The organism is Cellulomonas marina, from assembly GCF_900111925.1.
Classification (GTDB): Bacteria; Actinomycetota; Actinomycetes; order Actinomycetales; family Cellulomonadaceae; genus Cellulomonas; species Cellulomonas marina.
The window spans coordinates 83,727-107,513 of sequence record NZ_FOKA01000006.1; the positions used below are offsets into that span (position 1 = coordinate 83,727).

Genomic DNA, 23,787 nt, shown 5'->3' on the forward strand with positions numbered 1-23,787 from the left:
GGGTCGAGCCTAGAAGCGCAAGAACGCTTGCGCAAGAGGTGTTGCGAAAGAACTGTTGCGCTCGAGCCGGAGGCGGTGGCGGCCGCGATCGTCAGGCCGAGGCGCCGACCGCCGCCCCCGTCTTGCGCCCCAGCGCGCTCTCCGGCGTCACCCGCACGACGAGCGCGCCGGGCTCGACCCGCGCCTCCAGCCGGCTCACCCTGCCGATCACCTCGCCGTCGACCTGCACGGCCTCGCCCTCCGGGACGTCCACCTGCACGGTGCGGGCGCGCGCGTGGTCGATCCGGCCGATCTTGTTCGGGAGCTCGTTGCGCAGGCCGACGCCCTGCAGGACCACCTCGCCGAGGAGCTGCGCCCACCCGACGAGGCCGCCGCGCGTGTCGATCGACGCCACGTCGAGGACGCCGTCGTCGAGCTCGGCGTCGGGGAGCAGCATGATGCCGCCGGGCAGCCGGCCGCAGTTGCCGACCAGCAGCGAGCGGAGCCGGACCGCCTGCGGGTCGCCGTCGTCGAGGCCGACCTCGGCCCGGATCCGGCGCCCGTGGAGGTGGCGGACCCCGCCGACGAAGTAGGCGATCCACCCGACCCGCGCCTTGAGCTGCTCGTCGGTGTCGGCCACCATCGCGGCGTCGAACCCCAGGCCGGCGATGACGAGGAAGATGTGGTCGCGCGGCTCGTCGGTGTCGGCGGGCCGGTCGTCGGCCGCCTCCGCGATGTCGTCGCGCACCTGCGACTCCCAGCGCTCCACCCGCAGCTGGCCGACGTCGATGGCGCGGTCGACGCCGTCCAGCGCGATGTCGAACGCGCCCATGGGGTCGTTCAGCGGGATGTCGAGGTTGCGTGCCAGCAGGTTCCCGGTGCCCAGCGGCATGAGCCCCATCGGCACGCCCGTGCCGAGCAGCCCCTCCGCCACGGCCCGGACCGTGCCGTCACCGCCCACGGCGACGACGAGGCGCGCCCCGTCCTGCACGGCCTGACGCGTCTGGCCCACGCCGGGGTCCTCCGCCGTGGTGTCGTACCAGAGCGGCTCGGGCAGGTACTGCTCGGCACAGGCGCGCCGCACGGCCCGCCGCAGGCCGGGGACGTCGGGCTTGGTGGGGTTGGCGACGAACGCGACGAGGGGTCCCTGCCGCTCGGGCAGGGCGGGCCCGCCGCCGACCGCCGGGGCGGGAGCGGCGGGCAGCGGCGGCGCCGTCGCCAGCCGCTCGAGCGAGGCCGACACGCGCCGGCTGCGCGCGTTGATCATGAGCGCGAGCACGAGCGCCGCCCCCGCGAGCAGCACCGCGACCACGGCCAGGCCCTCACCCCATGTCATGGCCGCAATCTACGCAGCGGGCACCGGCGCGGCCCGACGGGTCCGGGTGCCGTACCCGTCGTCGCCGACGAGACTCGGGGGACCGCCGGCCCCGTGGCCGGTCCGACGGACGAGGGAGCACCACATGCGCCGGGGACGACCGCTGAGGGGGCGCCGCATCGCCGTCCTGGCCACCGACGGGTTCGAGAAGGCCGAGCTCGTCGTGCCGGTGCGGGCGTTGCAGCGCGCCGGTGCGCGGGTCGAGGTGGTGTCGCTGCGGCGCGGCCGGATCCGCGGGATGAACCTGCACCAGCCCGCCACCGCGTCCGCGTGGACAGGACCGTCGGGCGTGCGGACCCGGCCGGCTACGACGGCCTGCTCGTGCCCGGTGGCTTCATCAACCCCGACCTGCTGCGCCAGTCGGCGCAGGCGCGGGCGTTCGTCCGCGGGTTCGCCGCGACCGGGCGACCGCTGGTCACGCTGTGCCACGGGCCCTGGGTCCTGGCGTCCGCCGGGCTGCTCCAGGGCCGGACGCTCACGTCGTGGCCCGGCATCCGCGACGACGTGGTCAACGCCGGTGGCACCTGGCTGGACCGTCCGGTCGTGCGGGACGGCAGCCTCACCACCAGCCGCGGCCCGCAGGACCTGGCGCTCTTCGTCCCCGCGATGCTCGACGCGTTCGCCGGGCCGGGGCGAGGGACCGGCCACGGGGCGGCAGGACGGGCGGCGCGACGCGCGGCACGGCACACGGCACAGGACACGGCACGGGACACGGCACGGGACAAGGCACGGGACACGGCACGGCACACGGCACGGGCGACGGCCGCGGACCCGCGCCCGGCGCCTCCGGGTTCCGACCCCCAGCGCGAGCAGCCGCCGGGCCTGGCGGCCGCCGCGCTGCGCCGCGCGCCGAAGCCGTCCCTGGCGGCGGTCGTCGGCGTGGCGCTGGCGGGCGTCGCCGTCCGTGCCCGTCGTGCCGGCGCAGGTGGTCCGGCTGCCCGGGGCGGCGGTGGCTAGGCTCGGACCGTGATCGACCTGCGACTCCTCCGCGAGGACCCCGACGCCGTCCGCGCGAGCCAGACCGCACGCGGCGACGACCCCGGGCTCGTCGACCAGGTGCTGGAGGCCGACGCGCGGCGCCGGTCCGCGCTGACGGGCTTCGAGACGGTCCGGGCGGAGCAGAAGGCGCTCGGCAAGCAGGTGGCGGCCGCGCAGGGCGAGGCCAAGCAGGAGCTCCTGGCGCGGGCGAAGGCGCTCGCGGAGCAGGTCAAGGGTCTGCAGGCCGAGGCGGACGCGGCGGAGACGGCCGCGACGGAGCTGGCCCGGCGGATCGGCAACGTCGTCGAGGAGGGCGTGCCCGCGGGCGGCGAGGACGACTACGTCGTGCTCGAGCACGTCGGCAGCCCGCGGGACTTCGCGGCCGAGTACGGCGAGGGCTTCCGCGTCCGCGACCATCTCGAGCTGGGCGAGGGGCTGCGCGCGATCGACACCGAGCGCGGCGCCAAGGTGTCCGGCGCGCGGTTCTACTTCCTCACCGGCGTCGGGGCGCGGCTGGAGCTGGCGCTGCTCAACGCCGCGGTGGACCGCGCCCTCGCCGCTGGCTTCACGCCGACGATCACGCCGACGCTGGTCAAGCCCGAGGTGATGGCCGGCACGGGCTTCCTCGGCGCGCACGCCGACGAGATCTACCGGCTCGAGGCCGACGACCTGTACCTCGTCGGGACGAGCGAGGTGGCCCTGGCGGGGTTCCACGCCAGGGAGGTGCTCGACCTGACGAGCGGGCCCCTGCGGTACGCCGGGTGGTCGGCCTGCTACCGGCGCGAGGCCGGCTCCTACGGCAAGGACACCCGCGGCATCATCCGCGTGCACCAGTTCCACAAGGTGGAGGCGTTCACCTGGACGACGGTGGAGGACGCCGCCGCCGAGCACCGCCGGATCCTGGCGTGGGAGCGGGAGATGCTCGACCTCGTCGAGCTGCCGTACCGCGTCATCGACGTGGCGGCCGGGGACCTGGGGTCGAGCGCCGCCCGCAAGTTCGACTGCGAGGCGTGGCTGCCGAGCCAGGGGCGCTACCTGGAGCTCACGTCCACCTCCAACTGCACGACGTTCCAGGCGCGCCGGCTCGGCGTGCGGGAGCGGACCGCCGACGGGCAGCTGCGCCCGGCCGCGACGCTCAACGGGACGCTCGCGACCACCCGCTGGCTCGTCGCGCTGCTGGAGAACCATCAGCTCGAGGACGGGTCCGTCCGGGTGCCCGAGGGGCTGCGCCCGTACCTGGGCGGGCTCGACGTCCTGCGACCGGTGGGGGTGACGGCATGAGGCGGACACGGCTGGTGGCGCTGGACGTCGACGGGACGGTCATGTCCTACGACGGGGTCATCTCGCCGGCGGTCACGGCGGCGGTCGGGGCGCTGCGGGACGCCGGCATCCACGTGGTGCTCGCGACCGGGCGCGGCCCCCACTCGGCCGTGCCGGTGGCGCGGCAGCTCGGGCTCGACGAGGGCTGGGTCGTCTGCTCGAACGGCGCCGTGACGGCCCGCGTGTCGCCGCTGTCCGACGACGGGTTCGAGGTGGTCCAGGCGGTCACCTTCGACCCCGGGCCGGCGCTGCGGGCCATCGCGCTGGAGATCCCCGACGCGCTGTTCGCCGTCGAGGACCTGGGCCACGGCTTCCGCGTCTCGGGCGAGTTCCCGGCGGGGGAGCTGTCCGGGAAGGTCGAGGTCGTGCCGTTCGAGGAGCTGTCGGCCGAGCCCGCCACGCGTGTGGTCATCCGCGCCCCGCAGGCCGAGCCCGAGGAGTTCCGCGCGATCGTCGAGCGCGTCGGCCTGCACGAGGTCGAGTACGCCGTCGGCTGGTCCGCCTGGCTCGACCTCACGCCCGGCGGCGTCTCGAAGGCGAGCGCGCTGGAGTTCGTCCGGCAGGACCTCGACGTCGAGCCGTTCGGCACGGTGGCCGTCGGCGACGGCGCCAACGACATCGCGATGATCCGCTGGGCGGCGCGCGGCGTGGCGATGGGCCAGGCGGCCGACGAGGTGCGCGCCGTCGCCGACGAGGTCACGGGCACGATCGACGACGACGGCCTGGTGCCGGTGCTGCTCAGCCTGCTGGAGCGGTGACGCACGTCCCGGCGCCCGCGCTGTTCGTCGTCTCCGGCCTCACGCAGTACGTCGGCGCCGCGGTGGCGGTGGGGCTGTTCGCGGTCCTGCCGGCGCCGACGGTGGCGTGGCTGCGGGTGGCGGTCTCCGCGCTGGTGCTGCTGCCGTTCGCGCTGGCGACGAGGGCAGCCGACCGGCGACGCGCGGCCGGGGGCAGTGCCGGGGGCAGTGCCGGGGCCGAGGGCGAGGACGCCGCGCCCGTCGTCGAGCCCTGGCGGGCCGCCGGGACCGCGGCGCTGTTCGGCGTCGCGCTGGCGCTCATGAACGTCTCGTTCTACGTCGCCATCGACCACCTGCCGCTGGGCACCGCCGTGGCGGTGGAGTTCCTCGGGCCGGTGGCGGTCGCCGCCGTGACCGGGCGGGGGTGGCGCGAGCGCGGCGCCGTGGCCGTCGCGGCCGCCGGCGTGGTGCTCCTCGCCGGCGTGACGCTGGAGGGCGGCGACGACGGGACCGTGCCCGTGGTCGGCCTGCTCGCGGCCCTCGGGTCGGCGGCGGCCTGGGCCGCGTACATCGTGCTGGGCCGGCGCGTCGCGCGGCAGGCGCCGCGCGGGCTCACGGGCCTGACGGTGGCGATGGCCGCCGGGGCGGTCGTGCTCGCTCCCGCGCTGGCCGGTGACGCCGGTCCGCTGCTCGACGACCCGCGGCTGGCGCTGCTCGTCGTCGCCATCGCCGTGTGCTCCTCCGTGGTGCCGTACGGGCTGGAGCAGGTGGTGCTGCGCCGGGTGAGCGCGGCGACCTTCGCGGTCCTGCTGGCCCTGCTGCCCGCCACGGCCACCGTCGTCGGGCTCGTCGGGCTGTCGCAACGTCCTGCACCGCTCGACCTCGTCGGGCTGGTGCTGGTGTCCGTCGCGATCGCGCTGACGGCCCGGCGGACCGGCGGTGGTGGCCGGTCCGCCGGGCGCGGCGGTGGTGCAGGTGCAGGTGCAGGTGCAGGTGCAGGTGCGGTCGGTCGCGGCCGCGTCAGCGGCCGAGGAGCCGCTCCAGCACGCCCTTCTTGACCTCGGTCGCGCGCTCCTGCTCGCCGGCGAAGGCGCTGACGACGACGAGCGCGCCCGTCAGCGCCGGGATGACCCACTGCAGCACGTCGAGCTGGCGCTGCGCGGCGGCGACGGAGTCGGGCGTGGTCGCGGTCGGCGTCGTGCCGTCCTGCGCCGGCACGTCCGTCTGCGCGGAGACCTTGCGGCCGAGCACGCGGCTGTAGCCCGTGGCGGCCAGGGCCGCGGCGGTCAGCGCGGTCTTGCCCGCGGCCATGGAGGCGACACCGCTCTGGGCGGCGATGCGGCCGCTGTTGGAGCCCACCTGCGCGACGCTGCCGAGCAGGTGCACGCCGATGGCGACGGCGTTGACGGGCGTCCACCGGTCCCAGCCGGTGTTGGCGACCGCACCGGAGCCGGAGGCGGTGGGCGCGGCCGCGGCGGCGGGGTTGAGGGCGACGGCGTTGGCGAGCGTGCCGCCGAACCAGGCGGCGAGACCGAGGTCGTGCAGCGAGCGGGACAGCGTCGAGCGGGCCACAGGGGCCAGGGGTGCCGCCGTCCCGACGACCTCCTCCCCGCCCCTACCTGCGAGCGGTCAGAGGTACTGGCCGGGACCGGGGCGCTCGTCGCCGGGCTGGCCCGGCTGGCCGGGCTGGCCCTGGCCGGCGACCGGGACGACCATGCCGCGCTGGCCGCCCGGCGGCAGGCCGCGGCGCAGGCCCGTGATCTGCTGCTGGGCGGCCATCTGCTGGGCGACGATCGCCGTCTGCAGGCCGTGGAACAGGCCCTCGAGCCAGCCGACGAGCTGCGCCTGCGCGATGCGCAGCTCCGCGTCGGACGGGGCGTCGTCGGCGACGAACGGCAGGGTGATGCGCCGCAGCTCGTCCACGAGCTCCGGGGACAGGCCCTCCTCCAGCTCCGTGAGGGACCGGCCGTGGATCTCGGCCAGGCGCGCGCGGGCGGCCTCGTCGAGCGGGGCGGAGCGCACCTCGTCGAGCAGCTGCTTGACCATCGTGCCGATGCGCATGACCTTCGCGGGCTGCTCGACCATCGAACCGAGGTCCTCGCGGCGGCGGCCGTCGCTCTCGCCGGTGGGCGCGCCCTCGTCGGGGGAGCCGACCTGCGGGCCGCCGGAGGCCGGCAGGACGAGGACGCGGGGGTCGGTGGGCTCGGGGGTCGCCTGGGTCACGCCCTCGATGATGGGTGCCCCCGGCGCGACGCGCACCCGCGGCTCAGACCTCGAGCGCGAGCGAGCCGAAGACGCCGCCGGCCTCCAGCGTGCGGTGCGCCTCGTCGGCCCGGTCGAGGGGGAGGGCGGCGTGCAGGCAGGGACGCAGCGTGTCGTCGACGACGTGCGGCCACACGTGCGCGCGCAGCCCGGCGACCACCGCCCGCCGTTGCGCCAGCGGGCGCGAGCGCAGGCTCGTGCCGGCGACGCTCAGCCTGCGGGACAGCAGCAGGCCCAGGTCCAGCTCCGCGCGGGTGCCGCCCTGCAGCCCGATGACGACGAGCCGCCCGTCGGGCGCCAGGACGGCGAGGTTGTCGGCCAGGGCCGCGGCGCCCACGACGTCGAGCACGACGTCGACGCCCGCGCCACCCGTCGCGGTCAGGACCTGCTCGACGAGCTCGTCGGCGCGGTGGTCGAGCACCGTGGGGACGCCGAGGTCCCGCACGCGGGCGACCCGGTCCGGGCCGCCCGCGGTGGCCAGCACCTCGAGCCCGAGCGCCCGGCCGAGCTGCACCGCCAGGGTCCCGACGCCGCCGGACCCCCCGCGCACGAGCAGCCGCTCCCCGGGGCGCGCGTGCGCGACCTCGAGGTTCGACCAGGCGGTGGCCAGGGCCTCGGGCAGCACCGCCGCCTCGGCCGCGGACAGGTGCTCCGGCCACGGCAGCGTCAGCCCGGCGTCGACGACGGCCCGCTCGGCGTAGCCCCCGCCGGGCAGGAGCGCGACGACGCGGTCGCCCGGCGCGGGCGTCGGGGTGTCACCGGGGGCCGCGTCGTCCGGCGGGCCGACGGCGGCGACCACGGCGGCGACCTCGAGGCCGGGCACGTCCGACGCACCGGCGGGCGGCGGGTAGAGCCCGCGCCGCTGCAGGAGGTCGGCGTTGTTCAGGCCGGCGGCGTGGACCTCCAGCAGCACCTCGCCCGGACCCGGCACGGGGTCCGGGACCTCCCGCACGACGAGCTGCTCGGGACCACCGGGACGGGCGACGACGACGGCACGCACCCGGCGACCGTACCGGGCGCCTCAGCGGTCGACGCGGGCGCTGCCGCCGCCGGCCAGCTTGAGGACCTCGGCCTTCGTCACCATCGTCGTGTCGCCGGGGGTCGTCATCGCCAGGGCGCCGTGCGCGGCGCCGTACTCCACGGCGGTCTGCAGGCTCTCGCCCTCGAGCAGGCCGTAGACCAGGCCCGACGCGAACGAGTCGCCGCCGCCGACGCGGTCGAGGATCTCCAGGCGCGGGCGGTGCGTCGCCTCGACGAGGCCGGTCGGCCGGGACCAGGCCACGGCACCCCAGTCGTTGATCGTCGCCGTGTGCACGCCGCGCATCGTCGTCGCCACCACGCGGAAGTTCGGGAAGTCCGCCACGGCCTTCTCGATCATCGCGCCGAAGGTCGACGCCTCGAGGTCGGACAGGTGCTCGTCGACGCCCTCGACCTCGAAGCCGAGCGAGGCGGTGAAGTCCTCCTCGTTGCCGATCATCACGTCGATGTGCCGGGCGATCTCCCGGTTGACCTCCTGCGCCTTCGCCTTGCCGCCGATCGCCTTCCACAGGCTCGGGCGGTAGTTGAGGTCGTAGGAGACGACCGTGCCGTGGCGCTTCGCGGCCGTGACGGCCTCGATGACGGTCTCGGCCGCCGTCTCGCTGAGCGCCGCGAAGATGCCGCCGGTGTGCAGCCAGCGCACGCCGAGCTCGCCGAACAGGTGGTCCCAGTCGACGTCGCCGGGCGCGAGCTGCGACGCGGCCGTGTGCCCGCGGTCGGAGACGCCGACGGCGCCGCGGACGCCGAAGCCGCGCTCGGTGAAGTTCAGGCCGTTGCGCACGCCGCGGCCGATGCCGTCGTAGGGCACCCACCGCACGAACTGCGTGTCGAGCCCACCGGTGAGCATGAGGTCCTCGACGAGCCGGCCGATCTCGTTGTCGGCCAGCGCGGTGACGATGGCGCCGCGCATCCCGAACGCCCGCCGCAGGCCGCGGGCGACGTTGTACTCCCCGCCGCCCTCCCAGGCGCGGAAGGAGCGGGCCGTGCGGATGCGCCCCTCGCCGGGGTCGAGCCGCAGCATGACCTCGCCGAGGGAGACGACGTCGTAGCGGCAGTCGGCGGCCGGGCGGACGGCGAGCCCGGTGTCGGAGGGGCCGGCAGGGGTGGCGCTCGGGGTGCTCATGGTGGGAGGTCCTCGCTCTCGTCGGTGGGGGCGTCGGGCTCGGGCGGCGTCGGGCGTCAGGCGGGGACGGGGCTGCCGGCCAGCGCGACGGCCTCGGCCGTCAGCTCGCGGACCGCGGCGAAGTCGCCGGCTGCGATGCGGTCCTTGGGCACCATCCACGACCCGCCGACGGCGGCGACGGCGGGCAGGGCCAGGTACTCGTGGAGGTTCTTCGGCCCGACCCCGCCGGTGGGGACGAACCGCACGCCCCCGAAGGGCGCGGCGAGCGCGGCGATGGCCGGCGCGCCTCCCGAGGTCCCCGCGGGGAAGAACTTCACCGTCGTCAGGCCGAGCTCGAGGGCGGCCTGGATCTCCGTGGCGGTGACCGCGCCGGGCAGCGCGAGCACGCCGTGCTCGGCGCATCGCTCGACGACCGCCCGGCTCGTGCCGGGGGAGACGACGTAGGACGCGCCGGCGGCGACGGCGGTGTCCACCTGCTCCGCCGTGAGGACGGTCCCGGCCCCGACGAGCATGTCGCCGCGGTCGGCCATCGCGCGGATCGCGTCCGCCGCGGCGGCGGTGCGGAACGTCACCTCGGCGACGGGCAGCCCGCCGTCGACGAGGGCCTGCGCGAGGGGGGCCGCGTCCGCGGCGTCGTCGAGCACCACGACGGGCACGAGCCGCGCGGCGGAGAGCTGGGCGAGGAGGTCGGCCATGGGTCCTGTCCTGGTCGGCGTGCGTTCCGATCAATGAAACGCACGGTTCGCTGTACGGAACCCATGGTGCCATAGCAGGGTCAGCGGTCGACACCCTCGGGCAGCGCCAGTCCCGCCGGGAGGAGGGGCGGGAGCACCTCCGCCACCGTGCGGCGGAGCGCGTCGACGCGGTCGGGCGTCATCCGCTCGGCGGGCGCCGTGACGCTCACCGCCGCGACCGCGGCGCCCGAGCGCAGCAACGGGACGGCCACGCAGGAGATGCCGGCCTCGTTCTCCTCCACCTCCGTGGCCCAGCCCTGCTCCCGCGCGCGCTCGACGGCGTCCCACGCGCGGGCGGCGTCGGCGGCTTGCTCACCCGCCACGGCCTGCACGTATCCCTCCAGCGCCTGCCGTCCCGTCCCGCGCCACGCGAGCAGGGCCCGCCCGAGCGCGGTGGTCACCGCCGGGACGCGGCGGCCCACCGCCGACCACACCCGCAGCGCCCGTGCCGGCTCCACCTTGTCGAGGTAGACGACGTGGCTCCCGTCCAGCACGCCGAGGTGGACGAGCTCGTCGGCCGCGGCGGACAGGGCGACGAGCGCCGGGTGCAGCAGGACGGGCAGGTTCTCCTCCCCGAGGAAGTCGTCCGCGAGCCGCGTCGCGGCGGGACCCAGCACGTAGGCCCCGCGGGCGTCCTGCACGACGAACCCGCGGAACCGCAGCGCCGCGAGCACCCGGTGGACGGTGGCCTTGCTCAGCCCCAGCGTGCCGGCGAGCTCCGCCAGCGCCAGCCCGCGCGGCCCGGCCGGTGCCAGCGCCTGCAGGACGAGCAGCGCCCGGTCGACGGCCTCCACAGGCGACGAGCCCGTCGGCCCGGGGCGGGTGGCGGCGGGCACGTCGGCGGGGGTGTCCGGGGCGGCGGCGCCGCGGGGCTGGGCCGGGGACGGCGGCGGGGGCGTCATGGGGCCAGCCTCCCAGGCGGCGCTCTCGTCGCGATGGCGTGACGGGCCGGGGACGGGTCTCCCGCCGGGACCTCCTCGTGAGCCAGGATGACGGCGTGACCGAGCCGCTCGACACGACCGCCCCGCACGTGCCCTCCGTCCTGTTCGTCTGCGTGAAGAACGGCGGCAAGTCCCAGATGGCCGCGGGTCTCATGCGGCAGGCTGCCGGCGACGCCGTGCGGGTGGCCTCCGCCGGCACCCGGCCCGGGGACGCGGTGAACGCGCTGTCGGCCGAGGTCCTGCGGGAGGTCGGCGTCGACATCACGCGGGAGAGGCCGCAGCCCGTGACCGACGCGCTCGTCGCCGACGCGGACCTCATCGTCGTGCTGGGGCGGGAGGCGGTCGTCGAGCCGGCGGACGGCACGCCCGTGGAGACCTGGGAGACGGACGAGCCGTCGGAGCGCGGCATCGACGGCGTCGAGCGCATGCGGCTCGTGCGCGACGACATCGCCGCGCGGGTGCGCGAGCTCACCGCGCGGCTGTCGGCCCGCTGACCGCGGTCGCAGCGCCTGCCGTAGCGGCGTCGCCCGCACCGACGCCACCGCCGTCCCGGTCGGCGGCGCCCGGTACCGGTCGGCACCTGCCGGGATCGATCGAGGGACGGCTGGGTGCGGAGCGCGCCGTCATCACGGCGTGACGCCGGCGTGTCGCCCGGGACGCGCCGGTGCCGGCCACGCGATCCGCACCGGCCCGCCACGGAGGTGGTCCTCCGGTGCGGCGTCCGCGGCGGGGACGGGGGCGCGGTCGGCGTGTCTCCCCGGGCACGCCGACCGCGCAGCCGCACGCCGCACCGACGGACCACCCGTCCCCGCGGGCATCCGCGCCGGCATCCCCTGGTGCTGCAGGACCGGCACCGCCCCGCCGCCGCTAGGCTCCAGGTCCTCGGGAGGGCTGTCTGAGCGGCCGAAAGAGACGGTCTTGAAAACCGTTGGGGCGGGACACCCCCGTCCTCGTGGGTTCGAATCCCACGCCCTCCGCCCGGGAGCCCCGCCACGTCAGCCCGCGGTCTTCGCGGCCGCCCCCAGGATCACGTCCGTCACCACCTCCGGCCGCGAGACCGTCACGGCGCGCGAGGCGTCCACCTCGACGAGGTGCGCGCCGGCACGGTCGGCCGCTCACCGCGACAGCTCGCCCGGCACCGCGAGGTCCTGCAGGGCCGACAGGGACCAGGACTGGACGGTCTTCCACGCCGCCCGGGTGGCGGGGGCCGGAACGCGGCGAGCGCCAGGGGCCGCTGCGTGGCGACCGTGCGCCGGGCCACGACCGAATCGAAGTGGACCGCGAACAGCTCGTGGAACTGCTCGGGGTCGATGTGGAGATCCGTCCCCGCCCCGACCCCGAGAGCTCGGGGTCGACTCCCGCAGGAAGCCGGCGGGGCACTCGGGCAGCGTCCGACCGGCTGACGCGGGTGGTGCACGTCGCCCCGCCAGCGGTGGTCGGTCCGGAGCCGCGGGCCTACCGTCGTGGGGCACCCTCCCGAGCCCGAGGAGCACCGTGGTCCCCGCCATGCCGCCCGAACCGTCCGACGTCCGGGCGCACGACGACGCGGGCCTGCCCACCGGCGCGCCCACGGCGGGGTTCTCGCTGCTCGGCGCCTGGCGCCTGCCGTCGACCGCGGGACTCGCGGGGCTGCGCGGCGGTCTGCTCGACACGCTCGAGGGCGAGGGGGCCGGTCGCGTACGGGACGTGACCAGCCAGGAGGTCGTGCTGGTGGCGTCCGAGCTCACGACGAACGCGCTCGAGCACGGCGGTGCGCCGGCGGACGTGCGCCTGCTCTGCGACTCGCGCTGCTACCTGCTCGACGTGGCCGACCCGGGCGTCGACGCCCTGCCCGTCGTCGCCGGGGTGCGGCCCGCCGGGGCCGGCGGGTTCGGGCTGCTCATCACCCAGCGGCTCTCCGAGAGCCTGGGCTGGTACGCGGACGGCCCGACGAAGCACGTGTGGGCCACGGTCGGGCCCCACCCGTGCTGACCGGGCGGGTCATGGCCGAGCACCACCACGCTCGACGAGCGGACGGGCCGTCCCCCGCCTAGCGTGGGCCGGGCAAGGATCCCCGAGCAGTGGAGGACGTCATGGGTCTCGACGACAAGATCAAGAACGCGGTCGAGGAGGGCGTCGGCAAGGTCAAGGAGGCCGCCGGACGCGCCACCGACGACGAGCGCCTCGAGGCCGAGGGTCACCGCGACCAGGCCTCGGCGAACACCAAGCAGGCGGGCGAGAACGTCAAGGACGCGTTCCGCGCCTGATCGACTCCTGGTCGACTCCTGGTCGACTCCGGGTCGACTCCGGGTCGACTCCGGGTCGACTCCGGGTCGACTCCCCACAAGGGCCCGGTGCACACCTCGTGCACCGGGCCCGCGTGCGTCCCGCGGACGGGTGGTGTCGGGGCGGTCCCCGTCCCGACGCGGCGCCCGGGCGGGCGCACGCCCCGCGAGTGGGCACAATGGGGGGATGGAGTCCTCCCCGTCGGCGGCGTCCGCGCCGTCGCACCACCTCGACGACGCCGCCGCGGCACCGTCCGGCGCCGTCGTCGTCCACCCGGAGGACGCCCGCGTCGTCGTGACCCTCACGGGGGACGTCGACGCCGCGCTCGTCGACGACCTCCAGCAGGCCGCCGTCGACACCTCCGAGACCGGGAAGCCGGTCGTCGTGGACGCCTCCGGCGTCGACTTCATCGATTCCTCCGGGCTGAAGTTCCTCGTCCGCGTGGCGACGCGCAGCCCCGAGGGCACGCTGACCCTGGCGGGGCCGTCCCCGGCGTTCCGCTTCCTCCTCGAGACGGCCGAGCTCACCGACGTCCTCCGCGTGGTCGACGAGGTCCCGCCTGCCGCCTGAGGAGCCCGGGCCCGCCGCCCGAACACCTGCCGCACACCCACCCCGCCCGCCCCCTTCAGCCAGGAGAGAGAGCCCGTGGCCGAACCCGCCGCCGCGTCCCCCGGGTCCGTGCACGCCTCCGTGCACGCCTCCGTGCACGCCTCCGTGGGTCCTGCGGGGCGCGCCGGCGCCGGGGCGCACGACGTCCGCGCCGCGGCCGACGCGGGCCTGCCCCCGAGGCACTTCCCGAGGCGGGTTTCGACCCGGTGCGGTTCTGGGTCCTCGCGTCGGTGCGTCAGCTCCAGGCCCTGCGCGGCGAGCTCGTCGCGGCGCTGACGGCGGACGGCGGCCAGGGCGCGGCCACCCGAGAGGTCTCCGTGGCCAGCGCCATGGCGCTCGTGGCGTCCGAGCTGGCGACGAACGCGCTCGAGCACGGCACGCCGCCGACGACCGTGCGCCTGTCCGTGCGCGGTGACACGTACCTGCTGCACGTCGCCGACCGCGAGCTGGGGACGCCGCCGGTCGTGGCCGGGACGCGTCCGGCGGGCGACGGCGGGTTCGGCCTCATGATCGCCCAGCGCCTCGCGCAGGACGTCGGCTGGTACACCACGGAGCAGACGAAGCACGTGTGGGCCACGTTCTCCCGGTCGCAGCAGGCCTGACGACGCACCGGCCCGGCATCGGCCGTCCGGGTGATCCTCGGCGTGCGGGGCCCGCTCGGCGCGCGCGCCCTCGTCGCCCGCGCCACGATCACGTCTGTCCGCACCGGGCGGACGCAGGCGGGCGCAGGGGGCGGACGCGGCACGCCGTCGGAGCAAGGAGGCACGACGTGGGCATCGGCACGGGCATCTTCCTCATCGTGGTCGGCGCGATCCTGGCGTTCGGGGTCGCCCCGGACACCTGGTCGGTCGCGGACCTCAACGTGATCGGCTACATCCTCATGGGCGCGGGCGTCCTGGCCCTCGTCCTCTCGCTCGTCCTCATGCGCCAGCGCACGCGGACCAGCCACCACGAGGTCGTCGAGCGGTACGACAACCGGACGCCCCCGCCGGCGGTCTGACCGGCAGCGACATCGACGAACGCAACCGGAGGGGTCGTCCGAGCGGACGGCCCCTCCGCCTCGTCGGTGCGAGGGCTACGGTCGGACCATGGCGACGGCCCCGGCGGCACCACCGGCACGCCGCAGCGACGCGGCGCGCAACCGTGCGGCGGTGCTGGCCGCGGCGCGCACGCTGCTCGACGAGGACCCCGCCGCCCTCACGATGGGAGCCGTCGCGCGGGCGGCCGGGGTCGGCACGGGGACGCTCTACCGGCACTTCCCGACGCGCGCGCACCTCGTCGAGACGCTGGCCGGACCGGCCCTGGCGGCCCTCGCCGAGCGGGTGCGCGCCGCCTCGCTCGACGACGCCGCGCACGCGGTCGTCGCCGCCCTCGTCGCCGACCGAGCGGTCGCCGACGCGCTGCGGGCGCCGGACGCCGTGACCGCCGAGGGCGCGGCGGCGCGGGCGGCCGTGCTGGGCGGGCTGCGGCGGGCGCTCGTCCGTGACCGCGCGCAGCGGCGGCTGCGCCGCGACGTCACGGTGGAGGACCTGCTGCGGCTGCTGTGCGGGGCCGAGCACGCGGCGGCCCTGGGGGCGCCGGCCGTGGCGGGTCCTGCGGCTGGTCCCGCGGCCGGGTCCGACGGCGACGCCCGGCGACGCCGGTACGTCACCGTGGTGCTGGCGGGCCTGGCCGACGAGGGCTGACGCCGGCGAGCGCCAGCACGGTCCGCAGCCCCGCCGGCGTGCCCGGCCAGTGCCGCTCGACCGCACCCGCACCCGCCCGTCGCACGACGTGCCGCAGGACGAGCGCGACGGCGACGGCGTCGTCGGCGTAGCCGAGCACCGGCACGACGTCCGGCACGAGGTCCAGCGGCGAGGCCAGGTAGACCAGCAGCACCCCCAGCCACACCCGCGACGAGCGCGGCACCGCCGGGTCGCCCAGCAGCCGCCGGACCAGCCGCACGACGTCGGGCACGAGCCGCGCCGCCTCCCGCCACCCCGTCGCGTCCCCGTGCCGCCGCTGCTCGCGCCACAGCACGACGAGCAGCGCCACCCACACGAGGGCCAGCCCCGCCAGCACGCCGAGCACCGGTCCGAGCCACCCGGGCAGGCCGTCGGGGAGGTCCACGCCGGCGACGGTACCCGTCGTCGTGCGCGGCCCGGCACCCGCAAGCGATCACGCACGGCACCACGCACGGAACACCCGCGGCGTCCCGCCGGTTGCGCCGGGGGTGACCGCTCTCTCCGTCCTCGACCTCGTACCCGTCCGCTCGGACCAGTCCACGGGCGACGCCGTCGCGGCCAGCCTCGCGCTGGCCCGCACCGCCGACGCGCTCGGGGTCACCCGGTACTGGGTGGCCGAGCACCACAACATGCCGGCCGTCGCCGCGACGAACCCCCCGGTGCTCATCGGCCTCATCGCCTCGGCCACGCGTCACCTGCGGGTCGGGTCCGGCGGCGTCATGCTGCCCAACCACGCGCCGCTGGTCGTCGCCGAGCAGCTCGCGCTCCTCGAGGCGGCGTTCCCCGGCCGGATCGACCTCGGGCTCGGCCGCGCGCCGGGCTCCGACCCCGTGACCAGCCACGTGCTGCGCCGGGGCGTGCGCGACGACGGCGTGGACACCTTCCCCGACGACGTCGCCACCCTGCAGGCCCTCCTCGGCCCCGACGGCGTCGAGGTCCGGCTGGGCGAGCGGACCTACGGCCTGCGCGCCACCCCGCGGGCGACGAGCGCGCCGCAGCTGTGGCTGCTCGGCTCGTCGATGTACTCGGCGCAGCTCGCCGCGAGCCTCGGCCTGCCCTACGTCTTCGCGCACCACTTCGCCGGGCGCGGCGTCGACGAGGCGGTCGCGCTGTACCGGCGCGAGTTCCGGCCGTCGGAGGCGCTCGACGCGCCGCGGACGGTCCTCGTCGCCAACGCCGCCGTGGCCGCGACGGAGGCCGAGGCCCGCCGCCTGGTCCTGCCGCAGGCCCGCAGCATGTTCCGGCTCCGCAGCGGCCTGTCGCTCGAGCCGCAGGAGCTCGTGGAGGACGCGGAGGCCGCGCCGCTGCCCGTGACCGCGTCAGGCCTGCTCGACGACCTCACCGCCGCCTGGGTGGTCGGCACGCCCGAGGCCGCGGCCGCCGAGCTCGTGCGCCTGGCGGACCGGATCGGCGCCGACGAGGTCATGGTCCAGCCGGTCACGGGCGAGGTGCGCGGCACCGACCCGCGTCGCTCCCCGCACCGCGAGGAGACGCTGCGCCTCCTGGCCGCCGCGCTGGGCACGGTGCCGCGCCTGGAGGACGGGCGGCAGGCCGGGTCGGAAGACGGGTCGGCGGCCGGGTCCGACAGGGCCGTCGCGGGCCGGGAGCCGCAGCCCGTCGGCGCCTGAGACCTGAGGCGGACCACCCGGACGGCCTGGCGGCGGACGGCCTGGCGGCGGGCGGTCCCGGCAGGGCAGAGTGGGAGCCCCCGCCCGTGGCGTGGGGACCGGCAGGGAGGGGCCGCGTGGAGGAGCTGATGACGGTGGTCGCCGTGGCGACGGCCGTCGCCGCCGCGCCGTCCGCCGTCTGGGCCAGCGCGGTCGTGCACCGACGCGGCGGCGCCCGCGGCCTGCTGCCCGGCGGAGCCGGCCGGGTGCGCCGCGAGCAGGCCCGCACGCGGACGCGGGTGCTGCGTTCGCTCGAGACGCTGCGCCGCCTGGGTCGTCGCGCCGGGCCGCGGGAGCACCTCGTCGTGCGGCGGCTGGTGAAGGACGTGCGCGTCTACCTGCGCCAGGTGCCGCTCGACGAGCAGGACCTCGGCGTGCTGGCCGTCCGGCTCGAGCTGCTCGCCGAGGGGCTGCCGCTGCACGTCGCCGCCCGGCGGGCGCCCCACCAGGTCAGCGACGGCCCGCAGGTGCGCCGCGCGTGGACGGGCCTGCTCGACGCCACCGCGGAGGAGGCGGCGGCCCTGCACCGCAGCCGCTCGCGGGCGGCGGTGGCCGGGCTGATCGGCGCGGCGGAGGCGCTGGCCCTCGAGCGCGGCGACGAGGTGACGGCCGCCCTGGACGAGGCCCGCCGGCTGGACGGCCGGCGCCCGGACGGTCGCCGGGACGTCGGCCCCCGCGCGGGTCGTCCCAGGACCGACGCGTAGCCTGCCGGGGTGACCCGCGCGCTCGTCGTCTCCCGTCCTGCTGCTCGTCCTGGTGCCCGCCCTGCCACTCGTCCTGCTGCTCGTCCGGGTGCCCGTCCCGGCGCGCTCGCGCTCGTCCTGGGGCTGCTCCTGGCGCTCGCCGGCGGCACGCTCGCCGCCCGTCCGGCCGCGGCGCACGACGCGCTCGTCGGCAGCGACCCGGCCGCCGGGGCCGTCCTCGACGCCGCGCCCACGCAGCTCGTCCTCACGTTCTCCGGCGACCTGCTGGACCTGTCCCAGGAGGTCCGGGTCACCGCCCCGGACGGGACCGACCTGCCGGGCCTGGCCCCGGTCGTGGCCGGGCCGCAGCTGACCGTGCCGCTGCCCGAGGAGCTGGGCGCGGGTGCCTACACGGTGCTGTGGCGCGTCGTGTCGGGCGACGGCCACCCGATCGAGGGCACGTTCGACTTCAGCCTGTCCGACGCCGCCGCCCCCGCGCCGACCACGGCCGCGCCGACGCCCTCGTCGTCGGCGGACGCGACGGACCCGACGACGGCCGCGACCGGCGGGCCGACCACGGGCCCGACGGGCGAGCCGACCAGCGAGACGACCAGCGAGCCGACCAGCGAGACGACCACCGGCCCGTCGCCCGACGCGACGCCCACGGCGGCCGGCGAGGACGGCAGCGACGACGGCCTCGGTGCCGGCATCTGGATCGGCGCCGGGACCGCGGTCCTCGCGGGGATCGTCGCCGCGGCGTGGATCGCCCTGCGCCGTCCCCGCGACGACGGCTGAAAACCGTTTGCAGGTCGTGCAAGCACGTGACGGGACGGGGCGCGTCCCGCTAGCGTGGCCGGGTGACCCAGACCGCTGACCAGATCACCACCCCGCAGCACTCGGTCGAGGGCTTCGTGCAGGACTTCCTGCGCGAGCTCCAGTTCGGCCAGGGGATGTCGATGTCCCGGGCGTCGACGAACGACCAGTACCTCGCCCTCGCGCGGACGGTGCGCACGCACCTCATGTCGCGCTGGCTGCGCACGCTGGACCACCAGCGCGACGTGCAGGCCAAGTCCGTGGCGTACCTGTCGGCGGAGTTCCTCCTCGGCCGGCAGCTCGGCAACGCGCTGCTGGCCACCGACCTCGAGGAGATCGTCGAGGAGGGGCTGGCGTCCCTCGGCATCGACCTGCAGCGCCTGCGGTCGATGGAGAAGGAGCCGGGGCTCGGCAACGGCGGCCTCGGGCGGCTGGCCGCGTGCTTCATCGACTCCCTCGCGACGATGAACATCCCCTGCATCGGGTACGGCATCCGCTACGAGTACGGCATCTTCCGGCAGACCTTCGTCGACGGCTGGCAGGTGGAGAAGCCCGACGCGTGGCTGGCGCAGGGCTCGCCGTGGGAGTTCCCGCACCCCGAGGCCGCGGTGACGATCGGCTTCGGCGGCCGCACGGAGGCCTCGACGGTCGACGGCCGCCTGGTCACGCGGTGGATCCCGGACTGGCAGGTCCAGGCCGTGCCCTACAACTACATGGTCCCGGGCTACCATAACGGCCGCGTCAACACGCTGCGCCTGTGGTCGGCGGCGGCGACGGAGTCCTTCGACCTGTCGATCTTCAACGCCGGTGACTACTCGGCCGCCGTCCGCGCGCAGACCGCCGCCGAGAACATCTCGAAGGTGCTCTACCCCGAGGATTCCACGCCGCAGGGCAAGGAGCTGCGCCTGCAGCAGCAGTACTTCTTCGCCGCCGCGTCGCTCAAGGACTTCCTCGACAACGTCCTGCCCGAGGGCTTCGACCTGCACCGGCTCGACGAGCGCATCGTCTTCCAGCTCAACGACACCCACCCCGTCATCGCGATCCCCGAGCTCATGCGGATCCTGCTCGACGAGAAGGGCTGGGACTGGGACGAGGCGTGGGCGCTCACGCAGCGCTGCTTCGCCTACACCTGCCACACGCTGCTGCCCGAGGCGCTCGAGGTCTGGTCGGTCGAGCTGCTGGGCCGGCTGCTGCCGCGCCACCTCGAGATCATCTACCGCATCAACGAGGACTTCCTCGCCGAGGTGCACACCGCCTACCCCGACGACGAGCTGCGCGTGCGCCGGATGTCGATCATCGCCGAGCACCCCGAGCGGGCGGTCCGGATGGCCTACCTCGCCACCGTCGCCGGCACGAAGGTCAACGGCGTCGCCGAGCTGCACTCCCAGCTCCTGCGGGACAAGGTGCTGCAGGACTTCTCGGAGTACATGCCGGAGAAGTTCACCAACGTCACCAACGGCGTGACGCCCCGCCGCTTCGTCCGTCTGGCCAACCCGCGGCTGTCGTCGCTCATCACCGAGGCGATCGGTGACGGCTGGGTCACGGACCTCGACCGCCTGCGCGAGCTGGAGCCCCTGGCCGAGGACGCGGAGTTCCGCCGCCGCTTCCGCGAGGTCAAGGCCGCGAACAAGACCCGCCTGGTGGACCTGCTCAAGGTCCGCGACGGCATCGAGGTCAGCCCCGACTCGATGCTGGACGTCATGGTCAAGCGCCTGCACGAGTACAAGCGCCAGACGCTCAAGCTCCTGCACGTGGTGTCCCTGTACGACCAGGTGCGCCGCGGCGACCTGGCGGCGTCGGACATCACGCCGCGGACGGTGACGTTCGGGGCCAAGGCCGCGCCCGGCTACAAGATGGCCAAGCAGACCATCGGCCTCATCAACGCCGTCGGCCGGACCATCAACGCCGACCCGGTGCTCGAGGGCCGGCTGCGCATCGCCTTCCCGGCCAACTACAACGTCACGCTGGCCGAGCGGCTCATCCCCGCGGCCGACCTGTCGGAGCAGATCTCGCTGGCCGGCAAGGAGGCGTCGGGCACGGGCAACATGAAGTTCGCGCTCAACGGCGCGCTGACCATCGGCACGGACGACGGCGCGAACGTCGAGCTCCGCCAGCTCGTCGGCGACGAGAACTTCTTCCTCTTCGGCCTCACCGAGCCGGAGGTCGCCGAAATCGTCGAGAAGGGCTACCGCCCGACCAGCTTCTACGAGTCGAACGCGACCCTGCGGCACGCGCTGGACCTCATCGCCTCGGGCGCGTTCTCCGACGGCGACCGCCGCACGTTCGAGCCCATCGTCTCGAACCTGCTGTACGAGGACCGCTTCCTCGTCCTGGCGGACTTCCAGGCCTACCTCGACGCGCAGCTCGTCGTCGAGCGGGCGTACGCCGACCCGGACGCCTGGGCGCGGTCGGCCGTGCTCAACGTGGCACGGTCGGGCTTCTTCTCCTCCGACCGCTCCATGCGCGACTACCTCGACCGCATCTGGCACGCGGAGGCGGCGCCCGTCCCGACGGCCTAGTCCGCGGGCACTCCCGCACGCACCGCTCGCACCCGGCCCGGCAGGTGGGCGGGCACGGACGTCGGCCATGATGGCGTCCGTGCCCGTCCCCGTGCCCACCCAGCCCGACGACGACGAGCTGCAGCTCATCCGCCGCTCGGGCGTCGCCCTGCGCATGGGCCGCCTGAGCCTCGGTGCCGGCACCGGCTCCTACCGCGTCAAGGCGTCGATGGCCCGGGTCGCGCACGCCCTGGGGGTGGAGCGGCACCAGGCGCACGTCACCCTCACCGAGATCACGACGACCTCGCACCGCGGTCGCAGCTTCCGCACCGAGGTGACGGAGGTGCGCCGGGTCGGCATCGACGCGCACCGGCTCACGCTGCTCGAGCGGCTGGCGGGCGACCTCGACGCCGGCCGGCGCCCGGCCACGGTGGAGGACGTCACCCGCGCGCTCGACGAGATCGAGGCGCGCGGCCCGCTGTGGGGCGCGCTGCTCAACGCCCTGTGGGCCGGCCTGGCGTGCGCGGCGTTCTCGTTCCTCAACCGCGGCGGGCCCGTCGAGATGGCGGCGGTGTTCGTCGCGGCGGCGCTGGGGCAGGGCGCGCGGCGGGCGATGCTGCACCGGGGGCTCAACCAGTTCGGCGTGACGATGGTCGCGGCGGCGCTGGCGTGCCTGACCTACCTGGCCTTCGTCACGGCGCTGCACGGCTCCGGGGCGACAGCCACCCGCCACGAGGCGGGGTACGTGTCCGCGGTGCTGTTCCTCGTGCCCGGCTTCCCGCTGGTGACGGGTGCGCTGGACCTGGCGAAGCTGGACTTCTCGGCCGGCGTGGCCCGCCTGACCTACGCCCTGACGCTGCTCATGTCCGCCGCGCTGGCGGTGTGGGGCGTGTCGGCCCTCGTCGGGCTGTCGCCGGACCTCGCGCCCGACACGCGGCTGGCGCCGGGCGTGCTCGTCGCGCTGCGCTGCCTGTTCTCGTTCCTCGGGGTGCTGGGTTTCGCGCTGCTGTTCAACTCGACGCTCCCCATGGCCGCCGCGGCGGCGGCCGTCGCGGTGGTGCCCAACGTCCTGCGGCTCGGGCTCGTCGACGCCGGGGTGCTGCCGCAGGCGGCGGCCGCGGGGGCCGCGCTGCTCGTCGGGCTGCTGGCGGCGCTCGTCGCCCCGCGCCTGCGCGTCCCGCGCATCACCGTGTCCGTGCCGGCCGTGGTCATCATGGTCCCGGGGGTGACGGCCTACCGGGCGGTGTTCGCGCTGTCGGAGGGGGACACGACGCAGGCGCTGGCGTCCGGCGTGCAGGCGGTGCTCGTCGTCGCCGCGCTGGCCATCGGCCTGGCCGTCGCACGGATGCTCACCGACCGGGAGTGGGCGTTCGAGCACTGAGGGGCAGGTGCCCGCTTTGGTCGCAGCCCGCACATGCGGTTACCCTGACCGGCGTCTGGGAGACGTCGCATAGCCCGGTCTAGTGCGCGGCCCTGCTAAGGCCGTGAGGGGGGCAACCTCCTCCGTGGGTTCAAATCCCACCGTCTCCGCCCCCGACGAGCCCGTCCCCACCTCGTGGGGACGGGCTCGCGCGGTCCTGGGTGGGCTCAGCCGTGCACGCTCCCGTGCACGCTCCCGTGCGTGCTCTCGTGCATGCTGCTGCCGTCGGGCATCACGTGGCCCGCCTCCCACCCGAGCACGGCCGGGTCGAGCATCCCGGCGATCATCGCGACGTGGGCGACGACGAGGAACAGCCCGACGAGCCCGGCGTGCACGGCCAGCCGTCGCCGCGGCGTCCACCCGGCGCCCACGGCCCGCAGCTCGACGAGCGCCAGGCCCAGCAGCGGCACGATCCCCAGCAGGTACCCGCCGACCGCGACGACGTCGGCCGGGCCGCGCCACCCGCCGGTGAGCGTCAGCGGCACGACGGCGTGCCGCAGCAGGTACGCGGTGACCCCGACGAAGTACACGCCGCCGACGATGCCGGCCCACCGCGACAGCCGGGCCACCCACGCCGGCGCCGCGTCCCGGCGCAGCAGCAGGACGAGCTCGGTGACGGCGACGGTCTCCGCGAGCACGACGGGCACCGCCATGAACAGCAGCAGGTTCCACGGCTGGTTCGCCGCGAGCAGCTCCATGTAGTGCGTGCCGCCCATGTCGCCGCCCGCGGGCCAGGCGGGCAGGGTGAGCGCGACGCCCGCGACGGCGACGAGGAGCGCGACCAGGGCGGCGGTCCGGGTAGCACGGGCGGCCGGCGCGGGAGCGGCGCCCGGGTCGGCGACGGCGGGGGACAGGGCGACCACGACGGTCTCCTCTCGGACGGACGGACCGCCGGAGGCTCCCGGCGGCTACCCCCTCACCATCGCCAGCCGAGGCGGGTGACCCGAGCCGCGCTCGATGAAGAAGCGATGAAGGCGTACGGGCGCGGTCGCGGGTTGACGTGGGACGGGGACCGAGGTCCCGGGTGGCAGGAGGCGGAGCAGGGCGAGCGGCTCGGGACGCGGACACGGGACCGCGCGACCGGGTGACGGGCAGGATGGCCGCCATGACGACGCACGGCACGACCCCCGGGAGGCGTCGCCTGCCGCTGCCGGGGTTCCTCGCCCTCGGACTGGTCGCGGCGGTGGTGGTGGCGGGGCTGCTGGGGCTGGCGGCCGGGGCGCTGGCCGCCGCCGGCGCGGGGTCCGGCGGGTTCCAGGACCTCGTCGGCGTGCTCGTCGGGATGCTCGTGGTGGCCGTGGTGGCGTCGGTGGTGTGGCTCGTCGTGCTCGTCGTCGCGCACGTGCGGTACCTGCCGGCCGGGCGGCGGCTCGCGACGGGCTGGCGGTCCGCGGCGGTGGTGCTGGGCGTGCTCGTGCTGGTGGGGGCGGTGCTCGCGCTCGTGCCGTCCGACGAGGTGCGCGGCGCGTCGGTGCTGGTGGCGGCGGTCGCCGTCGTCGTCGGGCCGTCGGTCGTGCTCGTCGCGGGGGAGCGCCGGGACCGTCGGCACGGGCACGTCCCGTCCTGAGCCCCGGGGGCCAGGGTTCACCGAGCCGTCACCCGGCCCTCGTCCGCCGGTCCC

General features: G+C 76.2%; 26 protein-coding genes, 2 tRNA genes and 1 pseudogene. 20 read left to right on the plus strand and 9 right to left on the minus strand.

Annotation, left to right across the window (positions count from 1 at the left end):
- Positions 1-91 precede the first annotated feature (91 nt).
- Complete coding sequence (locus BM048_RS08195) at positions 92-1,315, minus strand: diacylglycerol/lipid kinase family protein (RefSeq protein WP_090032255.1); 1,224 nt, start codon at positions 1,313-1,315, stop codon at positions 92-94.
- Between the two features lie 124 nt (positions 1,316-1,439).
- Between BM048_RS08195 and BM048_RS19145 the strand changes: the two are divergent.
- From BM048_RS19145 to BM048_RS08215, 5 genes and pseudogenes are all read left to right on the plus strand, one after another.
- Positions 1,440-1,586, plus strand: a pseudogene (locus tag BM048_RS19145) (DJ-1/PfpI family protein); the annotation flags it as partial.
- A gap of 38 nt (positions 1,587-1,624) precedes the next feature.
- A complete protein-coding gene (locus BM048_RS18455) occupies positions 1,625-2,311 on the plus strand; it encodes a DJ-1/PfpI family protein (RefSeq protein ID WP_203708767.1) in 687 nt (228 codons plus the stop codon).
- 9 nt (positions 2,312-2,320) lie between these two features.
- Entirely contained in the window at positions 2,321-3,613 is a 1,293-nt protein-coding gene (gene serS / locus BM048_RS08205) for a serine--tRNA ligase (protein WP_090032257.1), read from the plus strand.
- Positions 3,610-4,410: an HAD family hydrolase gene (locus BM048_RS08210; protein ID WP_090032259.1), complete on the plus strand. Its 801-nt coding sequence runs from the start codon at positions 3,610-3,612 to the stop codon at positions 4,408-4,410. The genes serS and BM048_RS08210 overlap by 4 nt, the downstream gene beginning before the upstream one ends.
- Entirely contained in the window at positions 4,407-5,447 is a 1,041-nt protein-coding gene (locus tag BM048_RS08215; protein WP_090032261.1) for an EamA family transporter, read from the plus strand. The genes BM048_RS08210 and BM048_RS08215 overlap by 4 nt, the downstream gene beginning before the upstream one ends.
- Here BM048_RS08215 and BM048_RS08220 read toward each other — a convergent pair.
- From BM048_RS08220 to BM048_RS08245, 6 genes are all read right to left on the minus strand, one after another.
- Positions 5,410-5,961, minus strand: a complete 552-nt coding sequence (locus BM048_RS08220; protein WP_090032263.1) for a hypothetical protein — start codon at positions 5,959-5,961, stop codon at positions 5,410-5,412. The genes BM048_RS08215 and BM048_RS08220 overlap by 38 nt on opposite strands.
- A 57-nt stretch (positions 5,962-6,018) precedes the next feature.
- The gene (locus BM048_RS08225) at positions 6,019-6,612 is read right to left on the minus strand and encodes a bacterial proteasome activator family protein (protein ID WP_275407332.1); all 594 of its coding nucleotides are present in this window, start codon (positions 6,610-6,612) and stop codon (positions 6,019-6,021) included.
- Positions 6,613-6,655: 43 nt separating this feature from the next.
- Positions 6,656-7,651, minus strand: a complete 996-nt coding sequence (locus BM048_RS08230) for an NAD(P)H-quinone oxidoreductase (protein ID WP_090032265.1) — start codon at positions 7,649-7,651, stop codon at positions 6,656-6,658.
- 21 nt (positions 7,652-7,672) lie between these two features.
- Positions 7,673-8,812, minus strand: coding sequence for a sugar kinase (locus BM048_RS08235; RefSeq protein ID WP_090032267.1), 1,140 nt, complete (start codon positions 8,810-8,812; stop codon positions 7,673-7,675).
- A gap of 56 nt (positions 8,813-8,868) precedes the next feature.
- Positions 8,869-9,507: a bifunctional 4-hydroxy-2-oxoglutarate aldolase/2-dehydro-3-deoxy-phosphogluconate aldolase gene (eda, locus tag BM048_RS08240; RefSeq protein ID WP_090032269.1), complete on the minus strand. Its 639-nt coding sequence runs from the start codon at positions 9,505-9,507 to the stop codon at positions 8,869-8,871.
- 80 nt (positions 9,508-9,587) lie between these two features.
- On the minus strand, positions 9,588-10,448 hold the full coding sequence (locus tag BM048_RS08245) for an IclR family transcriptional regulator (protein ID WP_090032271.1): 861 nt from the start codon (positions 10,446-10,448) through the stop codon (positions 9,588-9,590).
- A gap of 95 nt (positions 10,449-10,543) precedes the next feature.
- On the opposite strand from BM048_RS08245, the gene BM048_RS08250 reads away from it, so the two are divergent.
- The 8 genes from BM048_RS08250 (at position 10,544) to BM048_RS18460 (ending at position 15,046) form a co-directional block, all read left to right on the plus strand.
- The gene (locus BM048_RS08250) at positions 10,544-10,981 is read left to right on the plus strand and encodes an arsenate-mycothiol transferase ArsC (protein ID WP_275407331.1); all 438 of its coding nucleotides are present in this window, start codon (positions 10,544-10,546) and stop codon (positions 10,979-10,981) included.
- A gap of 391 nt (positions 10,982-11,372) precedes the next feature.
- Positions 11,373-11,464: transfer RNA gene (locus BM048_RS08260), tRNA-Ser, on the plus strand.
- Positions 11,465-11,993: 529 nt separating this feature from the next.
- Positions 11,994-12,458, plus strand: a complete 465-nt coding sequence (locus BM048_RS08265; RefSeq protein WP_139224369.1) for an ATP-binding protein — start codon at positions 11,994-11,996, stop codon at positions 12,456-12,458.
- A 101-nt stretch (positions 12,459-12,559) separates the two neighbouring features.
- The gene (locus BM048_RS08270; protein WP_090032473.1) at positions 12,560-12,733 is read left to right on the plus strand and encodes a CsbD family protein; all 174 of its coding nucleotides are present in this window, start codon (positions 12,560-12,562) and stop codon (positions 12,731-12,733) included.
- A 205-nt stretch (positions 12,734-12,938) separates the two neighbouring features.
- Positions 12,939-13,322 carry an STAS domain-containing protein gene (locus BM048_RS08275; protein WP_090032278.1) on the plus strand — a complete coding sequence of 128 codons (384 nt, stop codon included), beginning with the start codon at positions 12,939-12,941 and terminating at the stop codon, positions 13,320-13,322.
- A gap of 245 nt (positions 13,323-13,567) precedes the next feature.
- Positions 13,568-13,963, plus strand: a complete 396-nt coding sequence (locus BM048_RS08280) for an ATP-binding protein (RefSeq protein WP_090032280.1) — start codon at positions 13,568-13,570, stop codon at positions 13,961-13,963.
- Between the two features lie 167 nt (positions 13,964-14,130).
- A complete protein-coding gene (locus tag BM048_RS08285) occupies positions 14,131-14,361 on the plus strand; it encodes a DUF6458 family protein (protein WP_090032282.1) in 231 nt (76 codons plus the stop codon).
- 88 nt (positions 14,362-14,449) lie between these two features.
- Positions 14,450-15,046, plus strand: a complete 597-nt coding sequence (locus tag BM048_RS18460; RefSeq protein ID WP_090032284.1) for a helix-turn-helix domain-containing protein — start codon at positions 14,450-14,452, stop codon at positions 15,044-15,046.
- Here the strand turns inward: BM048_RS18460 and BM048_RS08295 are convergent.
- Complete coding sequence (locus BM048_RS08295; protein WP_239078717.1) at positions 15,009-15,470, minus strand: YkvA family protein; 462 nt, start codon at positions 15,468-15,470, stop codon at positions 15,009-15,011. The genes BM048_RS18460 and BM048_RS08295 overlap by 38 nt on opposite strands.
- A gap of 103 nt (positions 15,471-15,573) precedes the next feature.
- Between BM048_RS08295 and BM048_RS08300 the strand changes: the two genes are divergently transcribed.
- The 6 genes from BM048_RS08300 to BM048_RS08325 all read left to right on the plus strand — a co-directional run bounded on the left by BM048_RS08300 (position 15,574) and on the right by BM048_RS08325 (position 22,276).
- Complete coding sequence (locus tag BM048_RS08300) at positions 15,574-16,713, plus strand: LLM class flavin-dependent oxidoreductase (RefSeq protein WP_090032286.1); 1,140 nt, start codon at positions 15,574-15,576, stop codon at positions 16,711-16,713.
- Positions 16,714-16,841: 128 nt separating this feature from the next.
- Positions 16,842-17,456, plus strand: a complete 615-nt coding sequence (locus tag BM048_RS18145) for a hypothetical protein (protein ID WP_175499391.1) — start codon at positions 16,842-16,844, stop codon at positions 17,454-17,456.
- Positions 17,457-17,465: 9 nt separating this feature from the next.
- Positions 17,466-18,230, plus strand: a complete 765-nt coding sequence (locus tag BM048_RS08310) for a copper resistance CopC family protein (protein ID WP_090032290.1) — start codon at positions 17,466-17,468, stop codon at positions 18,228-18,230.
- Positions 18,231-18,292: 62 nt separating this feature from the next.
- Complete coding sequence (locus BM048_RS08315) at positions 18,293-20,767, plus strand: glycogen/starch/alpha-glucan phosphorylase (RefSeq protein WP_090032292.1); 2,475 nt, start codon at positions 18,293-18,295, stop codon at positions 20,765-20,767.
- Positions 20,768-20,858: 91 nt separating this feature from the next.
- Entirely contained in the window at positions 20,859-22,127 is a 1,269-nt protein-coding gene (locus BM048_RS08320; protein WP_090032477.1) for a threonine/serine exporter family protein, read from the plus strand.
- A gap of 58 nt (positions 22,128-22,185) precedes the next feature.
- Positions 22,186-22,276: transfer RNA gene (locus BM048_RS08325), tRNA-Ser, on the plus strand.
- A 57-nt stretch (positions 22,277-22,333) separates the two neighbouring features.
- On the opposite strand, the gene BM048_RS08330 is transcribed toward BM048_RS08325, so the two are convergent.
- The gene (locus tag BM048_RS08330; RefSeq protein ID WP_090032294.1) at positions 22,334-23,029 is read right to left on the minus strand and encodes a DUF6803 family protein; all 696 of its coding nucleotides are present in this window, start codon (positions 23,027-23,029) and stop codon (positions 22,334-22,336) included.
- Positions 23,030-23,271: 242 nt separating this feature from the next.
- Here BM048_RS08330 and BM048_RS08335 point away from each other — a divergent pair, with 242 nt between their 5' ends.
- Positions 23,272-23,733 carry a hypothetical protein gene (locus BM048_RS08335; RefSeq protein WP_090032296.1) on the plus strand — a complete coding sequence of 154 codons (462 nt, stop codon included), beginning with the start codon at positions 23,272-23,274 and terminating at the stop codon, positions 23,731-23,733.
- Positions 23,734-23,787: the final 54 nt, after the last annotated feature.

What these genes read in the sequence shown, in the direction of transcription:
- BM048_RS08195 (WP_090032255.1), bottom strand. Translation starts at nt 1,315, where the DNA reads ATGACATGGGGTGAGGGCCTGGCCGTGGTCGCGGTGCTGCTCGCGGGG.
- BM048_RS08210 (WP_090032259.1), top strand. Translation starts at nt 3,610, where the DNA reads ATGAGGCGGACACGGCTGGTGGCGCTGGACGTCGACGGGACGGTCATG.
- BM048_RS08235 (WP_090032267.1), bottom strand. Translation starts at nt 8,812, where the DNA reads ATGAGCACCCCGAGCGCCACCCCTGCCGGCCCCTCCGACACCGGGCTC.
- eda (WP_090032269.1), bottom strand. Translation starts at nt 9,507, where the DNA reads ATGGCCGACCTCCTCGCCCAGCTCTCCGCCGCGCGGCTCGTGCCCGTC.
- BM048_RS08245 (WP_090032271.1), bottom strand. Translation starts at nt 10,448, where the DNA reads ATGACGCCCCCGCCGCCGTCCCCGGCCCAGCCCCGCGGCGCCGCCGCC.
- BM048_RS08265 (WP_139224369.1), top strand. Translation starts at nt 11,994, where the DNA reads ATGCCGCCCGAACCGTCCGACGTCCGGGCGCACGACGACGCGGGCCTG.
- BM048_RS08270 (WP_090032473.1), top strand. Translation starts at nt 12,560, where the DNA reads ATGGGTCTCGACGACAAGATCAAGAACGCGGTCGAGGAGGGCGTCGGC.
- BM048_RS08275 (WP_090032278.1), top strand. Translation starts at nt 12,939, where the DNA reads ATGGAGTCCTCCCCGTCGGCGGCGTCCGCGCCGTCGCACCACCTCGAC.
- BM048_RS18460 (WP_090032284.1), top strand. Translation starts at nt 14,450, where the DNA reads ATGGCGACGGCCCCGGCGGCACCACCGGCACGCCGCAGCGACGCGGCG.
- BM048_RS18145 (WP_175499391.1), top strand. Translation starts at nt 16,842, where the DNA reads ATGACGGTGGTCGCCGTGGCGACGGCCGTCGCCGCCGCGCCGTCCGCC.
- BM048_RS08335 (WP_090032296.1), top strand. Translation starts at nt 23,272, where the DNA reads ATGACGACGCACGGCACGACCCCCGGGAGGCGTCGCCTGCCGCTGCCG.